Here is a 15,471-nt window from a genome sequence, read left to right on the forward strand (position 1 = left end):
CGGCTTCACGTATCCCAAGTGTGCACGGGCTCGTTGCTGTGCATACGTTCGATGTAGTCGAGGGTCATGGCGCGCAGCGCCTCATGCCGCTCCCCTCCATGGGCGCGCACGCTTTCCACCTGCCAGTTCGCCCCCGTACGGCCGGTAAGGCAGCGGCCCTCGATGATGGCGAGCAGCCGGTCGGCGACGGGCCTGGACACGCCCCATTCGGCCAGGCCCTCGTGTGCCAGGGGCAGCAGGCGGCGCAGGATCAGCTCCGCGGCCGGCACCTCGCCCATTCCCGGCCAATACAGCCGGGCCTCCAGCCCCTGCCTGGCCGCGGCGCCGAGATTGTCCTCCGCCGCCTGGAACGACATCTGGGTCCAGATCGGCCGCTCCGCATACGGGAGCTTCCGCATCAGCCCGTAGTAGAAGGCGGCGTTGGCCGCGATGTCCGACACGGAGGGCCCGGCGGGCAGGACGCGGTTCTCCACCCGCAGATGCGGCATCCCGTTCACCACCGCATATACCGGCCGGTTCCACCGGTAGATCGTGCCGTTGTGCAGGGTCAGCTCGTGGAGTTGGGGGATCCGGCCCTGTTCGAGCTCGGCGCGCGGGTCCTCGGCCTCACACAGGGGGAGCAGGGCCGGGTAGTAGCTGACGTTCTCCTCGAACAGGTCGAAAACGCTCGTGATCCACCGCTCCCCGAACCAGACCCGCGGCCGTACGCCCTGCGCCTTCAACTCCGCCGGACGCGTGTCGGTGGCCTGCTCGAACAGCGCGATCCTGGTCTCGCGGTGCAACTCCTTGCCGAAGAGGTACGGGGAGTTGGCCGCCACGGCGACCTGGGGGCCCGCGATGGCCTGGGCCGCGTTCCAGTGGGAGGCGAACGCCTCGGGGCTGACCTGCAGGTGCAGTTGAACGCTGGTGCAGGCGGCCTCGGGAGTGATGCTGTCTGCGTGCGTGTCGAGGCGTTCGACGCCCTCGATGAACAGGTGCAGATCCTCACCGCGGGCCGCGAAGATCTGCTCGTTGAGCAGGCGGTAGCGGGGGTTCGCGGAGAGAGCGCCCTCGCCGATGTCCTGTTCGCGCAGCGTGGGCAGGATGCCGATCAAGACCAGGTGGCCGTCCTGCGAACGGGCGCGTTCCTCGGCGTGGTTGAGGCGGTTTCGGACGTCGTTCTCCAGGCGGAGGGCGCCGTCGCCGCCCAGCTCCTGGGGTTCGATGTTGATCTCGATGTTGAACTGGCCCAGCTCCGTCGCCCAGTCCGGCTCCTCGATCGCCGCCAGCACCTGGGCATTGCGCATGGCCGCCTCGCCGCGCGCGTCCACGATGTTGAGCTCGATCTCCAGTCCGGCAAGGGGGCGCTCCATCTCGAAGCGGGACTCGCGCAGCATCTGAGCGAAGACGTCGAGGCATCGCCGCACCTTTTCGCGGTACTTGCGGCGGTCGTCCCTGCTGAACACGACGACTGGCACGTCCCTGCCCATAACCGAAAATGTCGCACGCCAAGGCCGTCAAAACCAGAGGAGCAGAGACGCGGGCGGAGTGGGCCACCACCACGGGCCGGAACGGGGTGGGTCGGTAGGTGCTGTGGCGTCAGCCAGGGGGGTGGGAGGGCGCCGGGACAGCGCTATGCGGCGGTGGCATCAGCGACGGGAGGCTGCGGAGTGACGCCGGGGCGGGATCTCGTTCCGGAATCACGTCGAGGTGTGCTCGTGAGTGTCAAAATTGACATGTACGGATTGACACTTGGTGTTCGGAAAGGCATCGTAGGTCCGCACCCCCCGATGTCAATCTCGGCCACCCAAGAAGGAATCAGAATGAAAGACAGCGAGCCGATCACCCGGCTGATCACCCCGGCCGGCGATCCTGCCTGGTTGGTCACCGGGTACGAAGAGGTCAAGCAGTTGTTCAGCGACCCCCGGCTCGGCCGGTCCCACCCCGTGCCCGAGCGGGCGGCACAGCTCGTGAGGTCACCCGTTCTCACGCAGTCGCTGGTGACGGGCGACACCGAACAGGCCGACCACCAGCGGATGCGCCGGTTGCTGAGCAAGGCGTTCTCCGCCCGCCGCATGGCGGCGCTGCAGCCCCGCGTCGCCACTCTGGTCGAGCAGGCCGTCGAGGAGTTGCTCGAGCGGACCCCGCCGGTCGACTTCCATGACGCCTTCTCGTTCCCGTTGCCCGCGATGGTGATCTGCCAGTTGCTCGGCGTTCCGGAGGACGACCGCGATGACTTTCGCGCGTGGTGCGAGGATATGGCGCAGGTGAACGACCGCGTGAGGGCCGAGTCGGGAAGCGCGAAGCTGCGCGATTACCTGATCGAGCTCGTACGGCACAAGCGCTCGCGGCCGGGCAGCGACGTGATTTCCGACCTGGCGGCCGCGGAGGCGCGAGCAGAGCTGACCCGGCACGAGGTGATCAAGTATTCGACGATGTTGTTGTTCGCCGGACACGTGACCACGGCGACCGCGATCGACAAGGGAATCGTGTTGCTGCACGAAAATCCGCACCAGTGGGAGGCCTTGCGGCGTGATCCCTCTCTCGTGCCGCCTGCGGTCGAGGAGATCCTCCGCTCATCGTTGCCGGCCGGTGACCAGGCGGCCCGGCCGGAATACGGACCGCTCCGCTACGCCAACGCCGACTTCGACCTGGCGGGTGTGACCATCAAGGCCGGCGACCTGGTGGTGCTGAGTGGTCCCTTGGCCAACCTCGACGAGCGAGTGTTTCCCGATCCGCATCGGTTCGACATCGGCCGGGAGGACAACCAGCACCTGGCCTTCGGCCGGGGAACATACTTCTGTCTCGGCGCCCCCCTGGCGAGGATCGAACTGCGGGCGGTGTTCACCACTCTTCCCCGGCACTTGCCCAGGCTGCGCGTCGCCATACCGGTCGAACGGCTGCGCCGACACACCGGACTGATTCACACTGCGCTGACCGAACTTCCGGTCACCTGGTGATTGGCGTCGAACCGCACGGACTTTTCACCGCTCGGCGTCGCGCCACATGTCGGTGAGGTATGTGAGGGCGGGTCCCGCGACGACGGCCGCTGCGAGCAACCACACCGCTTCGGCCGTCGTGAGGGCACCACCGAAGCCTGCCACAAGAGCGAGCAGGGCCAGGAGCGGTGTCAGAACGCCCAGCGCCCACAGCCGGCCGCGTCCGGCGGCCCTGCCGGCGGCGACGGCGATGACGCCGAAGGCGGCGATGGAGCCACACAGCAGCCAGCGAGTCCCCGTCGCGACATGCTCCTGCTGAACAGAGGACACGAGATCGCCGATGCCGGTAGCCGACACCGCGAGAACACCGGCGGTGAGACAGTGCAGCGGCAGCATTAGCCGAGGCCGGATGGCATCAGGCGTGAGGAATGGGATGCCGCCGAAGCCCAGCCGGAGCGCCGAGGCCCACAAACCGGCGAGCAACACCAGGGCGCCTGCGGCCGTTGAGTACAGCGCGGCGGTCCAGGTGGACGCCTCGGCCATCGCGTCGGTCACTGTCATGACGCCCTCGCCCAACACGATGATGGTGAACAGGCCGAGACGCTCGCCGAAGTGGGCGGTGTCCAGCCGGGCGGGCCGCGTGATCCGGCCTCCGGGATCCGGGACGGCCCGCCTGTCCAGGCGCGCGGCGATGCGCCCGTCCGGGATCGCGAATGCGATCAGCAGGTCGAGGACGAGCCCCAGGCTCCACAACCCCGGGCGCCAGGAGGCGGGGCCCCAGAGCGAGGCGACCCACGGGAGAACGCCGACACCGACCTGCGCGACCGGCCACTCGACGACGACGCGAATTCCGCCGCGTGCGCGCCACACCCGGCCGGACACCACGCGAACCGCCACGTACGCGATAGCGAAGGCCTGCCCCCGGTCACCCTCAACGTCCCCGACCGCCGCGGCCATGACCACCAGCCCGGACATCGCCACGAGCATTGGCAGCGCGCGAGCCGAGTCCCCGGCCACGTTCCCGTAGACGGTGAAGCACATCCAGGCCGTCCAGAAGGCCAGGAAGCAGACCGCGTACAGCGCGGCCGACGTACTGCCGTGCAGCAGATGTGACAGCTGTGCGATGCCCGCGACCGCCACGAGGTCGAAGAAGAGCTCCAGCCACGAAGCGTGCCGTTCCTTCTCGTTGATATCCGCGAGCGTCACGCTCGTCTCCTTCGTGCGCGTGCGGAACCGGGTCACGTCGCCGGCCTCAGGTCGTGCCTCGCCGCGTGGCCAGGATCCGGGGATAGCGCACGGTGAACAGGGCGGGAGCGGCGATGGCGCAGACCTTGACAGCGATGATGGCGATGGCGACGTGCGGCGCGACGGTGATCACGAGGAGCAAGGCGACCGCCTCTAGGGTGAACGCGGTGGCCCAGGCGGCTGTGATGACGGCGTTGACACGGTAGAAGGCCGGGTTGTCATGGACCTCGGCCGGGACCGCGGTGCGGGAGATGGCGAGGGTGAAGGGGCGGCGGATGGCCAGTGTGCCCCATGCGGTGACGGCGAGCCAGGCGGCGGCCGCAGCGGTGCCGTACGGACCCAGCGGCGCCGGTGAAAGGGTGCAGGACACAAGCGCGAGGGTGCCGAAGAACGCCACAGAGCTCACCTCGATCACCATTTCGGCGAGAGCGCGACCTCGGCGGCGGTCTGCTGTCAGGAAGATCGCGGCGAGCGCGACCGCCACGAGTGCGCCCAGCCTGGAATCGTGCTCTTGGCCGAGGATCGTGAAGGCGATCCACGGTACGAAGGTACGGAGGAAACGGGTCAGCATATGGATTCGAGCCCCTGTCGATGGCCGCGGCGGGTGCTTGCTCGTCGGCCGCGGCGGCGAGATGAAAACAGGCAGCCACGATGCCGCCCACTCAGCTCAGTGTCAAGTTGTACATGTCAGTAAGTACACTTGGTTGCGCTAGAGTGGGGGAATGACGCTGCGGCATGCGCTGCTGGGACTGCTGGCAGGGAAACCGGCCAGCGGCTTCGAGCTGACGAAGGTCTTTGAAGAGAGTCTGGGCCAATGGGCTTGGCACACCACCCACAGTCACATCTATCCGGAGCTGCGCCGGCTTCATGAGGCCGGGCTGGTGGAGATCGTCGAAAGGGCCTCACGTGGCCGCAAGACCTACGCCATCACGCCGGAGGGCCGCCAGGAGTTGCGCCGCTGGATGATGGAGCCCCCCGTCAGCGAGACCGTGCGCAACGAGGGCGCTCTGCGCATGTTTCTGATCAACACTCTGGAGCCCGCCGAAGCCCGGGCGCTGCTACGCCAGTACGCCGACAACGCCAGCCGCCGGCTTGAGGCTCTGCACGCCCAGCTCGCCAACGCGGACCAGGCGTGGCGGGACAACCCGCTCGCCGTGGGACGCCTGGCCGCCGAACGCGGCCTGCGCACCCTACCCGCCCTGCGCGACTGGGCGCTGTGGGGAATCGACCAGCTCGACCGCATGCAGGAGCGGTTCACGCAATCCGGCGACGCCGAACAGGACTGACCCGGGGTGCGGGGTCAGCGACCCGGCCCTGCGGGTGCCAGGCCGTCGAGGATGACAGTGAGGTTGCGCCGCCATTGGTCGGGCCTGGCGGTCAGGCCGATGGTGCGGTCTGCGGGTATGGCAGTGGCCAGCAGGAACGGGATGTCGCGCCAGTCGAGGTCGTCGCGGATCGCACCGACTGCCTGCACGTCTTGGACCAGGTGGCGGACTTCCTCTCGGAGTCGGTCGACATGGAGCGCGAGGTCGAGGGGATCGGCGTCCGTCCCGGACAGCGCGGCGTGCAGGCCGCAGCTCGACGCGCGTAGCTGCACGTAGGCCTCGGCGAAGCCGGCGAAGGCTGTCCACGGGTCAGGCTCTTGGCGGGCGCGGATCGCCAGGTCGGTCATCTCCGTCAGGGTGTCGATGAGGATGGCGGCCAGCAATGCGTTGAGCGATGGGACACGGCGGTACAGGGTGCCGAGCCCGACTCCGGCGCGGTTGACGACGTCGCGGGCGGTGATGTCGAGCCCCTTCTCGTCGAGCGCTCCCCGAGCGGCGGCCACAAGACGCTCGGCGTTGCGGCGCGCGTCGGCGCGCAACCGGGTGCTGCCGTCAGCGAACAGGGCCTCTACCGCGCTCATGCCACCAGCCTATCGTAACCGGATCAGAATGTTCCAGTTATAGTAGGCAACCGGAACAAGTCGATCCGGTTATGAGGTGGCACATGTATCAGCAGATCGGGGTCGGGATTCTGGGAGCCAACCCGGACCGAGGATGGGCGGCCCGAGCGCACATCCCCGCCATCAGGGCCTCGCCGCACTTTGCCCTCGCGGCGGTGGCGACGACCCGGGCCGAGAGCGCGCACGCCGCACGTGAGCGCTTCGGCGCCACGCACGCCTTCACCGATCCCGTGGCCCTGTCCCGGCATCCCGACGTGGACCTCGTCGTGGTGACCGTCAAGGTTCCGGAGCACGTCGAGCTGGTCACGGCCGCCCTGGCGGCGGGCAAGCACGTGTACTGCGAATGGCCGCTCACCCGCACCAGCACCGAAGCCGCGGCGCTGGCCGAGGCGGCGGAGCAGGCCGGTGTCCTCGCCGTCGTCGGCCTGCAGGCGCGCTTCGCGCCGACTGTGGTGCGGGCGCGCGAGATGATCGCCGACGGCGCGATCGGCACCGTCCTGTCGGCGAACCTCTTCAGCTCCCGCGCCAAAGGCGGCACGCTCGACGTCCCGGCGTGGACGGCCTATACCTACGACGCGACCACGGGCGCCGGACTCGTCGAGGTCCTCGGTGGGCACACGCTCGACCTGGCGCAGCACGTGCTTGGTCCCATCCGTGACCTCAGCGCGCGCACCGCCGTACGGATCCAGCAGCACCGCATCGCCGAAACCGGCGAGGCGATCGCGGTCACCGCACCCGACCAGCTCCTGGCCATCGCCGGACTCGACGGCGGCGCCGTGATGGCCATGCACGTGCACGACGGCGAGATCGCCCGCCCACATACCCGGCTGGAGATCTCCGGCACGGCCGGCACGCTCACACTGCTGTCCGCACCCGAGACCGAGCCGCAGGTGGCGCAGCCGCAGATCGGTCGGCTCGACCTGTGGCAATGGCGGCCGGGCGCGACCGCGCCCGTCTCCATCCTGCCGGACGCCGACGAGGCCTCCGCGCTGCCGATCGAGGCGGCCAACGTCGCACGCCTGTACCGACGACTGGCCGCCGACCTGCGGGACCACACCCGGCATGCGCCGAGCTTCCGCGACGCCCAACGACTACACGCCTTGATCGAGCGCATGTGGGTGAACCCGAGCGCGACCAAGCCCTCGTGATGAATACGTGGCAGCAACGGCCTGAACGAGCTGCTGCCGCATTGACGACCCTCAAGCGGCTGACCAGCTAGATCGCATGACAACCCCCATGGAGGGGGCCCACAGGACGCTCCGTGACGGTGGCGCGCCACTGACGGGTCAGAGGGCGTGTTCCTGGAAGGTCGTCAGCCAAAGTACGGCGGGTGGCCGGCCCACCGTGCGGAGCCGTACAGGATGGGGGTTTTGGGGGTTCGGCCACACGCCCACCGTGCGGGGCCTCAAAGGGTGGGGTTTTGGGGGCTCAGTGCATCGAGTGAAGTTAGGGTGCTGGGATGCGTGTGTTGATTAGCGGTGGGGCGGGATATATCGGGAGCACGGTTGCGTCGGCGTGTCAGGACGCTGGGATCGAGCCCGTGATTCTCGACAGTCTTGTGACGGGGCGGCGGGAGTTCGCCGAGGGAAGGGTGTTCTATGAGGGGGATATCAGCGACGGACCGCTGATTGACAAGATATTTGCTGAAAATCCGGATATTGAGGTTGTCGTTCACTGCGCGGCGCTCATCGTCGTGCCTGATTCCGTGGCCGACCCCATCGGCTACTACCGCGCGAACGTCTCCAAGAGCCTGGAGTTCGTCGACCACCTGATCCGCAACGGCTGCAAGCGGATGATCTTCAGCTCCTCCGCGTCCATCTACCGCGCGGGCGACGACCACACCGTCGACGAAGACTCCCCGCTGGCCCCCCAGAGCCCATACGCGCGGACCAAGGCGGTGTGCGAGGCCATGTTCGCCGACATCTCCGCCGGCCGCCCGATCAAGATTCTCTCGCTGCGTTACTTCAACCCGATCGGCGCCGACCCGAAGATGCGCACCGGCCTGCAGTTGCGCCGCCCGAGCCACGCCCTGGGCAAGATGATCGAGGCGTACGAGGACCGCGTGCCCTTCCAGGTCACCGGCACCGCCTACCCGACCCGCGACGGCTCCGGCATCCGCGACTACATCCACGTCTGGGACCTGGCCACCGCTCATGTGGCGGCCCTGCGCAGGTTCGACGCGCTGGACACCGACGTGATCAACCTGGGCACCGGCGCCGGCACGACCGTGCGGGAGTTGGTGGAGGCGTTCAACCGTGTGGTCGACCGCCCGATCGAGGTCGTCGAGGCTCCCGCGCGCCCGGGTGACGTGGCCGGCGCCTATACCCGCACCGACCGCGCCCGCCGGCTGCTGAACTGGAAGGCCGGCCACTCCGTCGAGGAGGGCATCAGGCACTCCCTCGAATGGGCGGCCCTGCGCGACTCCCGGCTCGACGACTAGGCCGAGGTCGTAGGAAAGGGGGGATCCCCCTCCCACCCGCGTGGGAGAGGGATCGCGCTATCAGCCCAGGCCCGCCAGCGGGACGTTCAGCGGGGGAATCTCGTCGCTGCCGTCCGAGAACTCCGTCGCGACGTCATCCGCCGCCGGCGCCTTGATCGACACGGAGGCGCCCCAGCCGGTGAACCTCGTGTCCACGCTGATGGTGCCCTTGGCGGCGGCGACCACGGACGCCGGGAACGTCGTCAGCAGCCGGGTCGGCAGACCCGCCTTGTCCACGGTGATCCGCCAGGAGAACAGGGTCTTCTGCGCCTTGGCGGAGGGCGTCGCGATCAAGGAGGCGCGCAGCCAGGGGGAGACCTTCCACACGTCGCCCACCTTGGTCTTGCCCGCGTAGCCGTCGCTGACGGGCTTGGCGCCCTTGAGCAGCGTCTTGAGCGTGGCGGTCTCCGCCAGGTTCAGGGGCTGGCCGAAGGCCCCGGTGACGCCGCTGGTCGGGCCGTTGGGCGCCTTGAACCAGGTCTTGCCCTCCGGCAGCATGGCCGCCCAAAGGCCGCCGGACAGGTACGACGTGGTGCCGGTCCTGATCGTGCGCTCGGGGTCGGCCATCGCCTTGATCAGGTCCCCGAATTCTCCCTCAGGGATCTTCTCCAGGTCGCTCGACGAGAAGTTGAGCTTGCCGGTGATGTCCGAGGCGGCGACGCCCGACTTGCTGAATGCGAAGGTGCCGCTGCGCCGGACCACGATTTCACGCCGGCTGCCGTTGATCATGGTGGTGCGCTCGGTGAACTTCACCCCCTTGCCGGGGGCGAGCTTCTTCTTGACGGCCACCGCCGGGTTCTTGGGGGCCGCGGCGAGCGCGGGAGTGGCGGTCACCAGGGTGGCCGTCGTGGCTAAGGCCACGCCGGTCAGGATGCGCTTCATGCGTTGTTCCTCTGTTCGATGAGAAAGATCTTGCTTACTGCGTCGAGGCCGGGAACGCGACCTCGCGGTGAGGCCTGTGACCTCGCGGTGAAGCTGTGTGACCCCGTGGTGAGGTCGGCGTGCGGCCTCGGGAGCGGCCCGACCGAGCTCGGGGCTAGCGGATGCCGCCCAGCGAGTTCAGGGAGGTGTCGGGGATCTCCTGCAGGACCTCGGCGTCTGCGCCGAGCCCGTCGAGGTCTTCGACGTCGATCACCTCGTCGGCGGCGGGGGCCTTGATCGTGACCTTACTTCCCCAGCCCGTGTAACGCGTGTCGACGGTGGAGGTGCTCTTTCCGAGCATGCCGAAGTCCAGCGAGTATTCACTGCGGACCCGGGTGACCAGGCCCTTGGCGTTCAGGTCGAGCACGTAGCCGATGCTGATCTCGCTGAGCCGCTTGTCGACCTTCTCGCCGTAGATCTTGCCGAGGGTGCCGAAGGGAAGGGACCCGCGATACGTGCCGCCCTTGGTGCTCTTGGCCTGCGTGACGAGCGCCTTCAGCACCTCGGGCTTGAAGATGTCGAGCGGCTGGCCGCCCGAGCGCGGGTCGCCCGCCATCGCGTACCGGACCCACCTCTTTCCGTCCGGCAGTTCCTCGCTGGACAACCCGCCCTGGGCATAGGCTCTGTCGCCCACGTTGATCACCCGGGGTGGCGTCGGCAACTTGTCGGACTCCCCGCCCATCACCCGAGTACGCATGTCCGAGGCGACGATCCCCGCCTTTCCGAAGCCGTAGACGCCCGTCGTACTGGTGACGCCGTTGGGCTTCCCGCTCAACAGGCTGCGAGCCGTCTCCGAGACCCGCACCCCGTGCCCGGCCACGAACTGCTTACGCAGCGCCTTGACCGGATCCGCGGACGTGGCCTGTGCCGGCACGGCGGTCATGAGGACAGCCGAGGACGCCAGGGCCAGGCCTGCGAGAATTCGCTTCATGAGTTTCCTTCGACATTTCAGGGCGGGGAAGGCAAGCCTGCCGATTAGAGATCACGACCGTATATCGAGCACCGGTGCATACGATCCCAAATCCATGCATTTTTCGTGCAGAAGCCGTCGTGGAGTAGTGAGATCAGCGTCACAGAGTGGGAGAACCGCGACCCGATGACCGGGGCAGGTCAAGCTTCGGGCTAGGCTTCACTGGCGGAAACGCCCGGCACGCAGGGGGTTGCCCGGGCCGTCGAACATCAGTCGGAAAGCATGGAGCGAACCCGACAGAGCGAGCGGAGCGGAAGGCTGACGAACGCGGCAGTCCGCGAAGCGAGTGAGGAGGGCGAGCGACCAAGGAAAGAGGACGGACCCTCGTGGACCTGTTCGAACATCAGGCGAAGACGCTCTTCGCCGACTACGGCATCCCGGTGCCGCGCGGCATCGTCGCCCACACCGTGGAGGAGGTGCGGTCGGCCGCAACCGAGCTGACCGGCCGCGTTGTCGTCAAGGCCCAGGTCAAGACCGGTGGTCGGGGCAAGGCCGGCGGTGTGAAGGTGGCCGCCGACGCCGCCGACGCCGCCGCCAAGGCCGAGGCCATCCTGGGCATGGACATCAAGGGCCACACGGTGCACAAGGTGCTCGTGGAGGAGGCCAGCGCGATCGCGGAGGAATACTACTTCTCCTTCCTGCTCGACCGCGCGAACCGTACGTTCCTCGCGATCTGCTCCGCCGCCGGTGGCATGGACATCGAAGAAGTCGCCCACACCGCGCCCGAGAAGGTGGCCAAGGTCCCGGTCTCGGCGCTCAACGGCGTCGACCGCGCCACGGCCCGCGAGATCGCGGAGGCCGGCGGCCTGCCGGAGAAGTCGCTCGACGGCGCCGCCGAGCTCATCGAGAAGCTCTGGTGCTGCTTCGTCGACGAGGACGCCACGCTCGTCGAGGTCAACCCCATGATCCTGTCCGCCGACGGCCAGGTTAAGGCCCTCGACGGCAAGGTCACGCTCGACGACAACGCCTCCTTCCGCCAGGCCGACCACGAGGCCCTCGCCGACAAGTCGGCCGAGGACCCGCTGGAGGCGGCGGCCAAGGAGAAGGACCTCAACTACGTCAAGCTCGACGGCGACGTCGGCATCATCGGCAACGGCGCCGGCCTGGTCATGTCCACCCTCGACGTGGTGGCCTACGCGGGCGAGGCGTTCCCCGGCAAGCCGTCCCCGGCGAACTTCCTCGACATCGGTGGCGGCGCGTCCGCCGAGGTCATGGCGGCGGGCCTGGAGATCATCCTGTCCGACCCGAGCGTCAAGTCCATCTTCGTGAACGTCTTCGGCGGCATCACCGCCTGCGACGCCGTCGCCAACGGCATCGTGTCGGCGTTCAAGTTGCTGGAGAGCCGTGGCGAGGCCGTGCGCCACCCGCTGGTGGTCCGCCTCGACGGCAACAACGCCCAGCTCGGGCGGCAGATTTTGGCCGACGCCGCGCTTCCGCGGGTCGAGCTGGTGGACACGATGGACGACGCGGCCAAGCGGGCCGCCGAGCTCGCTGCGGCAGGTGTGTGACTCATGGCTATCTGGCTGACCGAGAACAGCAAGATCATCGTTCAGGGCATGACCGGCGGGGAGGGCACCAAGCACACCCGCCGCATGCTGGCCTCCGGTGCCCGCGTCGTCGGCGGCGTCAACGCCCGCAAGGCGAACACCACGCACGAGGGCCTGCCCGTGTTCGGGACGGTCAAGGAGGCCATCGAGCAGACCGGCGCGGACGTGTCGGTCGTGTTCGTGCCGCCGGCGTTCACCAAGGATGCCGTCAAGGAGGCCATCGACGCCGAGATCCCGCTCTGCGTCGTGATCACCGAGGGCGTGCCGGTGCACGACTCGACCGAATTCTGGGCCTACGCGGTGGACAAGGGCAACAAGACCCGCATCATCGGCCCCAACTGCCCGGGCATCGCCTCGCCCGGCGCCTCCAACGCCGGCATCATCCCGGCCGACATCACCACCGCCGGTCGCATCGGCCTGGTCTCCAAGTCGGGCACGCTGACCTACCAGCTCATGTATGAGCTGCGTGACTTCGGCTTCTCGACCGCCGTGGGCATCGGCGGCGACCCGGTCATCGGCACCACGCACATCGACGCGCTCCAGGCGTTCCAGGAGGACCCGGGCACCGACGCGATCGTGATGATCGGTGAGATCGGCGGCGACGCCGAGGAACGGGCCGCCGCGTATATCGAGCAGCACGTCACCAAGCCGGTCGTGGCCTATGTGGCGGGGTTCACCGCGCCCGAGGGCAAGACGATGGGGCACGCGGGGGCCATCGTGTCGGGCTCCGCGGGCACCGCCCAGGCGAAGAAGGAGGCCCTGGAGAAGGTCGGCGTCCGCGTCGGCAAGACCCCCTCCGAGACCGCCCAGCTCATGCGCGAAATCATGCAGGCCCGCTAGACCCCGAACGCCCCGCGCGACTCTCTCGCGCGGGGCGTTTCCGTTTTCACCCTGTACGTCTTTTTCATCTTGTACGCTGCGCCGGGGTTGCCCCACCCGCCGTCCTTGGCTGGGCTCTGTCCAGGGGGACGCTTGCTGAGCCGCTCAGTGGCGCACCACCGCAACGCCGCCCCGTGGGCCACGTCCGTGGTGACTCGTCACCCCGGATGACATGGATACCGGCAGCCTGGGGCACGGTGGTGGTCAGCCCTGCCCGGGAGCCGAGGCAGTGAGCCGCGTGTCGGGCATGGGGGTGGGACGGCCCGTGAGGTGTGGTGTTGGTCAACCCGTGAGGTGCGGTGGTAGGTCGCTCGTGCGGTCCGGGGGCGGTTGAGGTTGTGCCGTTGGCGTCGGTCGGTCCGTGGGGCCGTGGCGGTCAAGTCATGTGGTGAGGCCGTGTGGGGTGGGGGTTTTGTGGCTTACATCGGTGGTTGATCCTGTGGCCACGGAGACGGGCAAGGGGCGTCGTAACGGCGGTGCGCCACTGAACGGCTCAGCAAGCGTCCCCCTGGACAGAGCCCAGCCAAGGACGGCGGGTGGGGCAACCCCGGCGGAGCGTACAAGATGGGCGGGGGTTGAGGGGCGGCGGCCGAGGTGGGCGGCGGCCGAGATGGATGGGGTAAAACGGCGGCGAGATTCATAAAGTGTGGGGCGGCGGCGCGTCAACCAAGCGCTGGTCGGGAAAGATTGAGAAAATCGCCTACTGTGACGGCGATTCTCGACCAGTTGCGTACTGCCCCCCGGTCTGTGCTCGGCAAGTTGCCCGGGGGTTCGAGCGACGACGACGAGTCGAGACGGCCGCTGCCCGTGTCGGGAATGCTCGCCGCCGCCCTAACCCTAGGCGTCGGGCTGGCCGCGCTCACCACGTTGACGCTGGTCGGCTGGATCGCCGCGCCGCGTGGCACGCTGGGGGCGGGGCTGCCGGGCGTGTTCCGTACGGCGGCGCAGCTCTGGCTGGCGGCGCACCACGCCGGGTTCGCCATTCCGGGCGGGCGGGTCGGGCTGCTGCCGCTGGGCCTGACGATCCTGCCCGCCGTGCTGCTCTACCGGGCCGGGCGGTGGATGGCGCGTGATGCCGACCTGCGGCTCCGCCTGCCTGCCCGGTTGCCGAAGAACAGCCCGAAGGAGCAGGCCCAGGCTCGGCGCCGGGCCCAGCTCGTCCTGGTGATGCAGGCGGGGGTTTCGCTGGCGGCCCCGTACGCGCTGCTCGCGGGGCTGATCGCGCTCGTCGCGAGCAACGAGATCACGCAGCCGTTCATCGGTGAGGCGCTGCTCAGCCACTTCGTGCTGGCGTTCCTGGCGGGCGCGCTGGCCACGGCACGCACGATCGGGCCGTGGCGGGCGATGCTGCGGCTGCTGCCCGAGCGGGTGCGCGCCCTCACCATCGGCACGGCCGTCGCCACGGCGGTGCTGCTCGTGGCCGGGCTGGCGCTGGTGCTGGTCGCCGTCGTGCTGAACTTCGGGCAGGTCAGGGATCTGTCGGAGGTGCTCGCGCCCGGGTTCGTGGGCGGGGTGCTGCTGTTGCTGCTGCAACTCCTCTACCTGCTGAACGCCGTCATCTGGGCCTTCTCCTACATCGCCGGACCCGGGTTCGCCATCGGCGCGGACACGCTGGTCGCGCCCACCGGCGTGCAACTGGGCACGGTGCCGAGCCTGCCGCTGCTGGGGGCGCTGCCGGAGAGCGGGCCGGTGCCGGCGTGGATGATGGCGGTGATCGCGGTGCCGTTCGCCGCCGGGGCCGTGGCCGGGGTGATGGTGGCCAGGATCTCGCCGTCGCCGTCGTATGAGGCCGCGCCGCTCTGGGGGTTCCTCACCGGGGTCTCGGCCGGGCTGGTGGCGGGGGTGCTGGCGGCACTGTCCGGCGGGCCCATCGGCGGGGGGCGGCTGGCCGCGGTCGGGCCGTCGCCCTGGGAGGTGGCGTTGTCGGTGGCGCTCGAGGTCGGGGTGGCCGCGGGCATCTCCGCCGGGGTGGCCAACCTGCTGCTGCTCAACAAGCGGGCCCGTACGCCGCTGGACAAGGCGGCCGCTCCTGTGCGGAAGGCGGGGGCCGCGATCGCGAAGGCGGCGAGCAGGGTGGGGCTGGCCGAGTCGGACCCGCGTCCGCTGCCTGGCCACTGGATGGACGCCACCGAGGCCGACACCCAGGAGATCCCGGTCATCAGGGACGACTGGCAGGACGAACACGCCTCGGCGGAAGCGGAGACGCTGGCCCAGGCCCGCCCTCGCCTGCCGCGCCCCGAAACGGCCCGTCCGCCGCGCAAGGACATCGTGGACGAGTCGGACGACCGCGGCGGACACGTCATCTATCTCGACCCCTACGCCTGGGATCGCGACTGACAGGCCCCTACGCCTGGGATCGCGACTGAGGGGCCCCTACTCCTGGCCGCGGCTGACGAACCCCTACGGTTGGGACCGGCGGCTGACGAATCCCTACGCCGGGGACTGTGACCGACCTACCCCAACGCCGGGGACCGTGACTCACCGACCTCCACCGCTGGGGTCGCGGCTCAACGAATGTCATGCCTGGATCGCGGCTGACCGAGCCGGCGCCGGGGAGTGCGGCAGAT

13 protein-coding genes are annotated in these 15,471 nt (G+C 69.0%); 7 read left to right on the plus strand and 6 right to left on the minus strand.

What is annotated here, in order from left to right; translation table 11 throughout:
- Window positions 1-5: 5 nt before the first annotated feature.
- On the minus strand, window positions 6-1,457 hold the full coding sequence (locus ABGB18_RS32360) for a glutamate--cysteine ligase (RefSeq protein WP_347699438.1): 1,452 nt from the start codon (window positions 1,455-1,457) through the stop codon (window positions 6-8).
- A gap of 234 nt (window positions 1,458-1,691) precedes the next feature.
- Between ABGB18_RS32360 and ABGB18_RS32365 the strand changes: the two genes are divergently transcribed.
- A complete protein-coding gene (locus ABGB18_RS32365) occupies window positions 1,692-2,939 on the plus strand; it encodes a cytochrome P450 (protein ID WP_347699439.1) in 1,248 nt (415 codons plus the stop codon).
- Window positions 2,940-2,963: 24 nt separating this feature from the next.
- Here the strand turns inward: ABGB18_RS32365 and ABGB18_RS32370 are convergent, their stop codons facing one another.
- Both ABGB18_RS32370 and ABGB18_RS32375 read right to left on the minus strand, forming a co-directional pair.
- Window positions 2,964-4,160, minus strand: coding sequence for a low temperature requirement protein A (locus ABGB18_RS32370; protein WP_347699440.1), 1,197 nt, complete (start codon window positions 4,158-4,160; stop codon window positions 2,964-2,966).
- 10 nt (window positions 4,161-4,170) lie between these two features.
- Window positions 4,171-4,734, minus strand: coding sequence for a hypothetical protein (locus tag ABGB18_RS32375; protein WP_347699441.1), 564 nt, complete (start codon window positions 4,732-4,734; stop codon window positions 4,171-4,173).
- Between the two features lie 151 nt (window positions 4,735-4,885).
- On the opposite strand from ABGB18_RS32375, the gene ABGB18_RS32380 reads away from it, so the two are divergent.
- Window positions 4,886-5,449, plus strand: a complete 564-nt coding sequence (locus ABGB18_RS32380; RefSeq protein WP_347699442.1) for a PadR family transcriptional regulator — start codon at window positions 4,886-4,888, stop codon at window positions 5,447-5,449.
- Window positions 5,450-5,463: 14 nt separating this feature from the next.
- Here the strand turns inward: ABGB18_RS32380 and ABGB18_RS32385 are convergent, their stop codons facing one another.
- Window positions 5,464-6,069, minus strand: a complete 606-nt coding sequence (locus ABGB18_RS32385; protein ID WP_347699443.1) for a TetR/AcrR family transcriptional regulator — start codon at window positions 6,067-6,069, stop codon at window positions 5,464-5,466.
- An 83-nt stretch (window positions 6,070-6,152) separates the two neighbouring features.
- On the opposite strand from ABGB18_RS32385, the gene ABGB18_RS32390 reads away from it, so the two are divergent.
- Together ABGB18_RS32390 and galE are read left to right on the plus strand one after the other, a co-directional pair.
- Window positions 6,153-7,256 carry a Gfo/Idh/MocA family oxidoreductase gene (locus tag ABGB18_RS32390; protein WP_347699444.1) on the plus strand — a complete coding sequence of 368 codons (1,104 nt, stop codon included), beginning with the start codon at window positions 6,153-6,155 and terminating at the stop codon, window positions 7,254-7,256.
- A 311-nt stretch (window positions 7,257-7,567) separates the two neighbouring features.
- Complete coding sequence (gene galE, locus ABGB18_RS32395; protein WP_347699445.1) at window positions 7,568-8,548, plus strand: UDP-glucose 4-epimerase GalE; 981 nt, start codon at window positions 7,568-7,570, stop codon at window positions 8,546-8,548.
- A 60-nt stretch (window positions 8,549-8,608) separates the two neighbouring features.
- Here the strand turns inward: galE and ABGB18_RS32400 are convergent, their stop codons facing one another.
- Both ABGB18_RS32400 and ABGB18_RS32405 read right to left on the minus strand, forming a co-directional pair.
- The gene (locus ABGB18_RS32400; protein ID WP_347699446.1) at window positions 8,609-9,469 is read right to left on the minus strand and encodes a hypothetical protein; all 861 of its coding nucleotides are present in this window, start codon (window positions 9,467-9,469) and stop codon (window positions 8,609-8,611) included.
- 154 nt (window positions 9,470-9,623) lie between these two features.
- Window positions 9,624-10,439: a hypothetical protein gene (locus ABGB18_RS32405; protein ID WP_347699447.1), complete on the minus strand. Its 816-nt coding sequence runs from the start codon at window positions 10,437-10,439 to the stop codon at window positions 9,624-9,626.
- A 365-nt stretch (window positions 10,440-10,804) separates the two neighbouring features.
- Between ABGB18_RS32405 and sucC the strand changes: the two genes are divergently transcribed.
- From sucC to ABGB18_RS32420, 3 genes are all read left to right on the plus strand, one after another.
- The gene (gene sucC, locus ABGB18_RS32410; protein ID WP_347699448.1) at window positions 10,805-11,986 is read left to right on the plus strand and encodes an ADP-forming succinate--CoA ligase subunit beta; all 1,182 of its coding nucleotides are present in this window, start codon (window positions 10,805-10,807) and stop codon (window positions 11,984-11,986) included.
- A 3-nt stretch (window positions 11,987-11,989) separates the two neighbouring features.
- Complete coding sequence (sucD, locus tag ABGB18_RS32415; RefSeq protein ID WP_347699449.1) at window positions 11,990-12,865, plus strand: succinate--CoA ligase subunit alpha; 876 nt, start codon at window positions 11,990-11,992, stop codon at window positions 12,863-12,865.
- A 744-nt stretch (window positions 12,866-13,609) separates the two neighbouring features.
- Window positions 13,610-15,241, plus strand: a complete 1,632-nt coding sequence (locus ABGB18_RS32420; RefSeq protein ID WP_347699450.1) for a DUF6350 family protein — start codon at window positions 13,610-13,612, stop codon at window positions 15,239-15,241.
- The last annotated feature ends 230 nt before the right edge of the window (window positions 15,242-15,471 follow it).

The organism is Nonomuraea sp. B12E4 (assembly GCF_039871825.1).
Taxonomy (GTDB): Bacteria; Actinomycetota; Actinomycetes; order Streptosporangiales; family Streptosporangiaceae; genus Nonomuraea.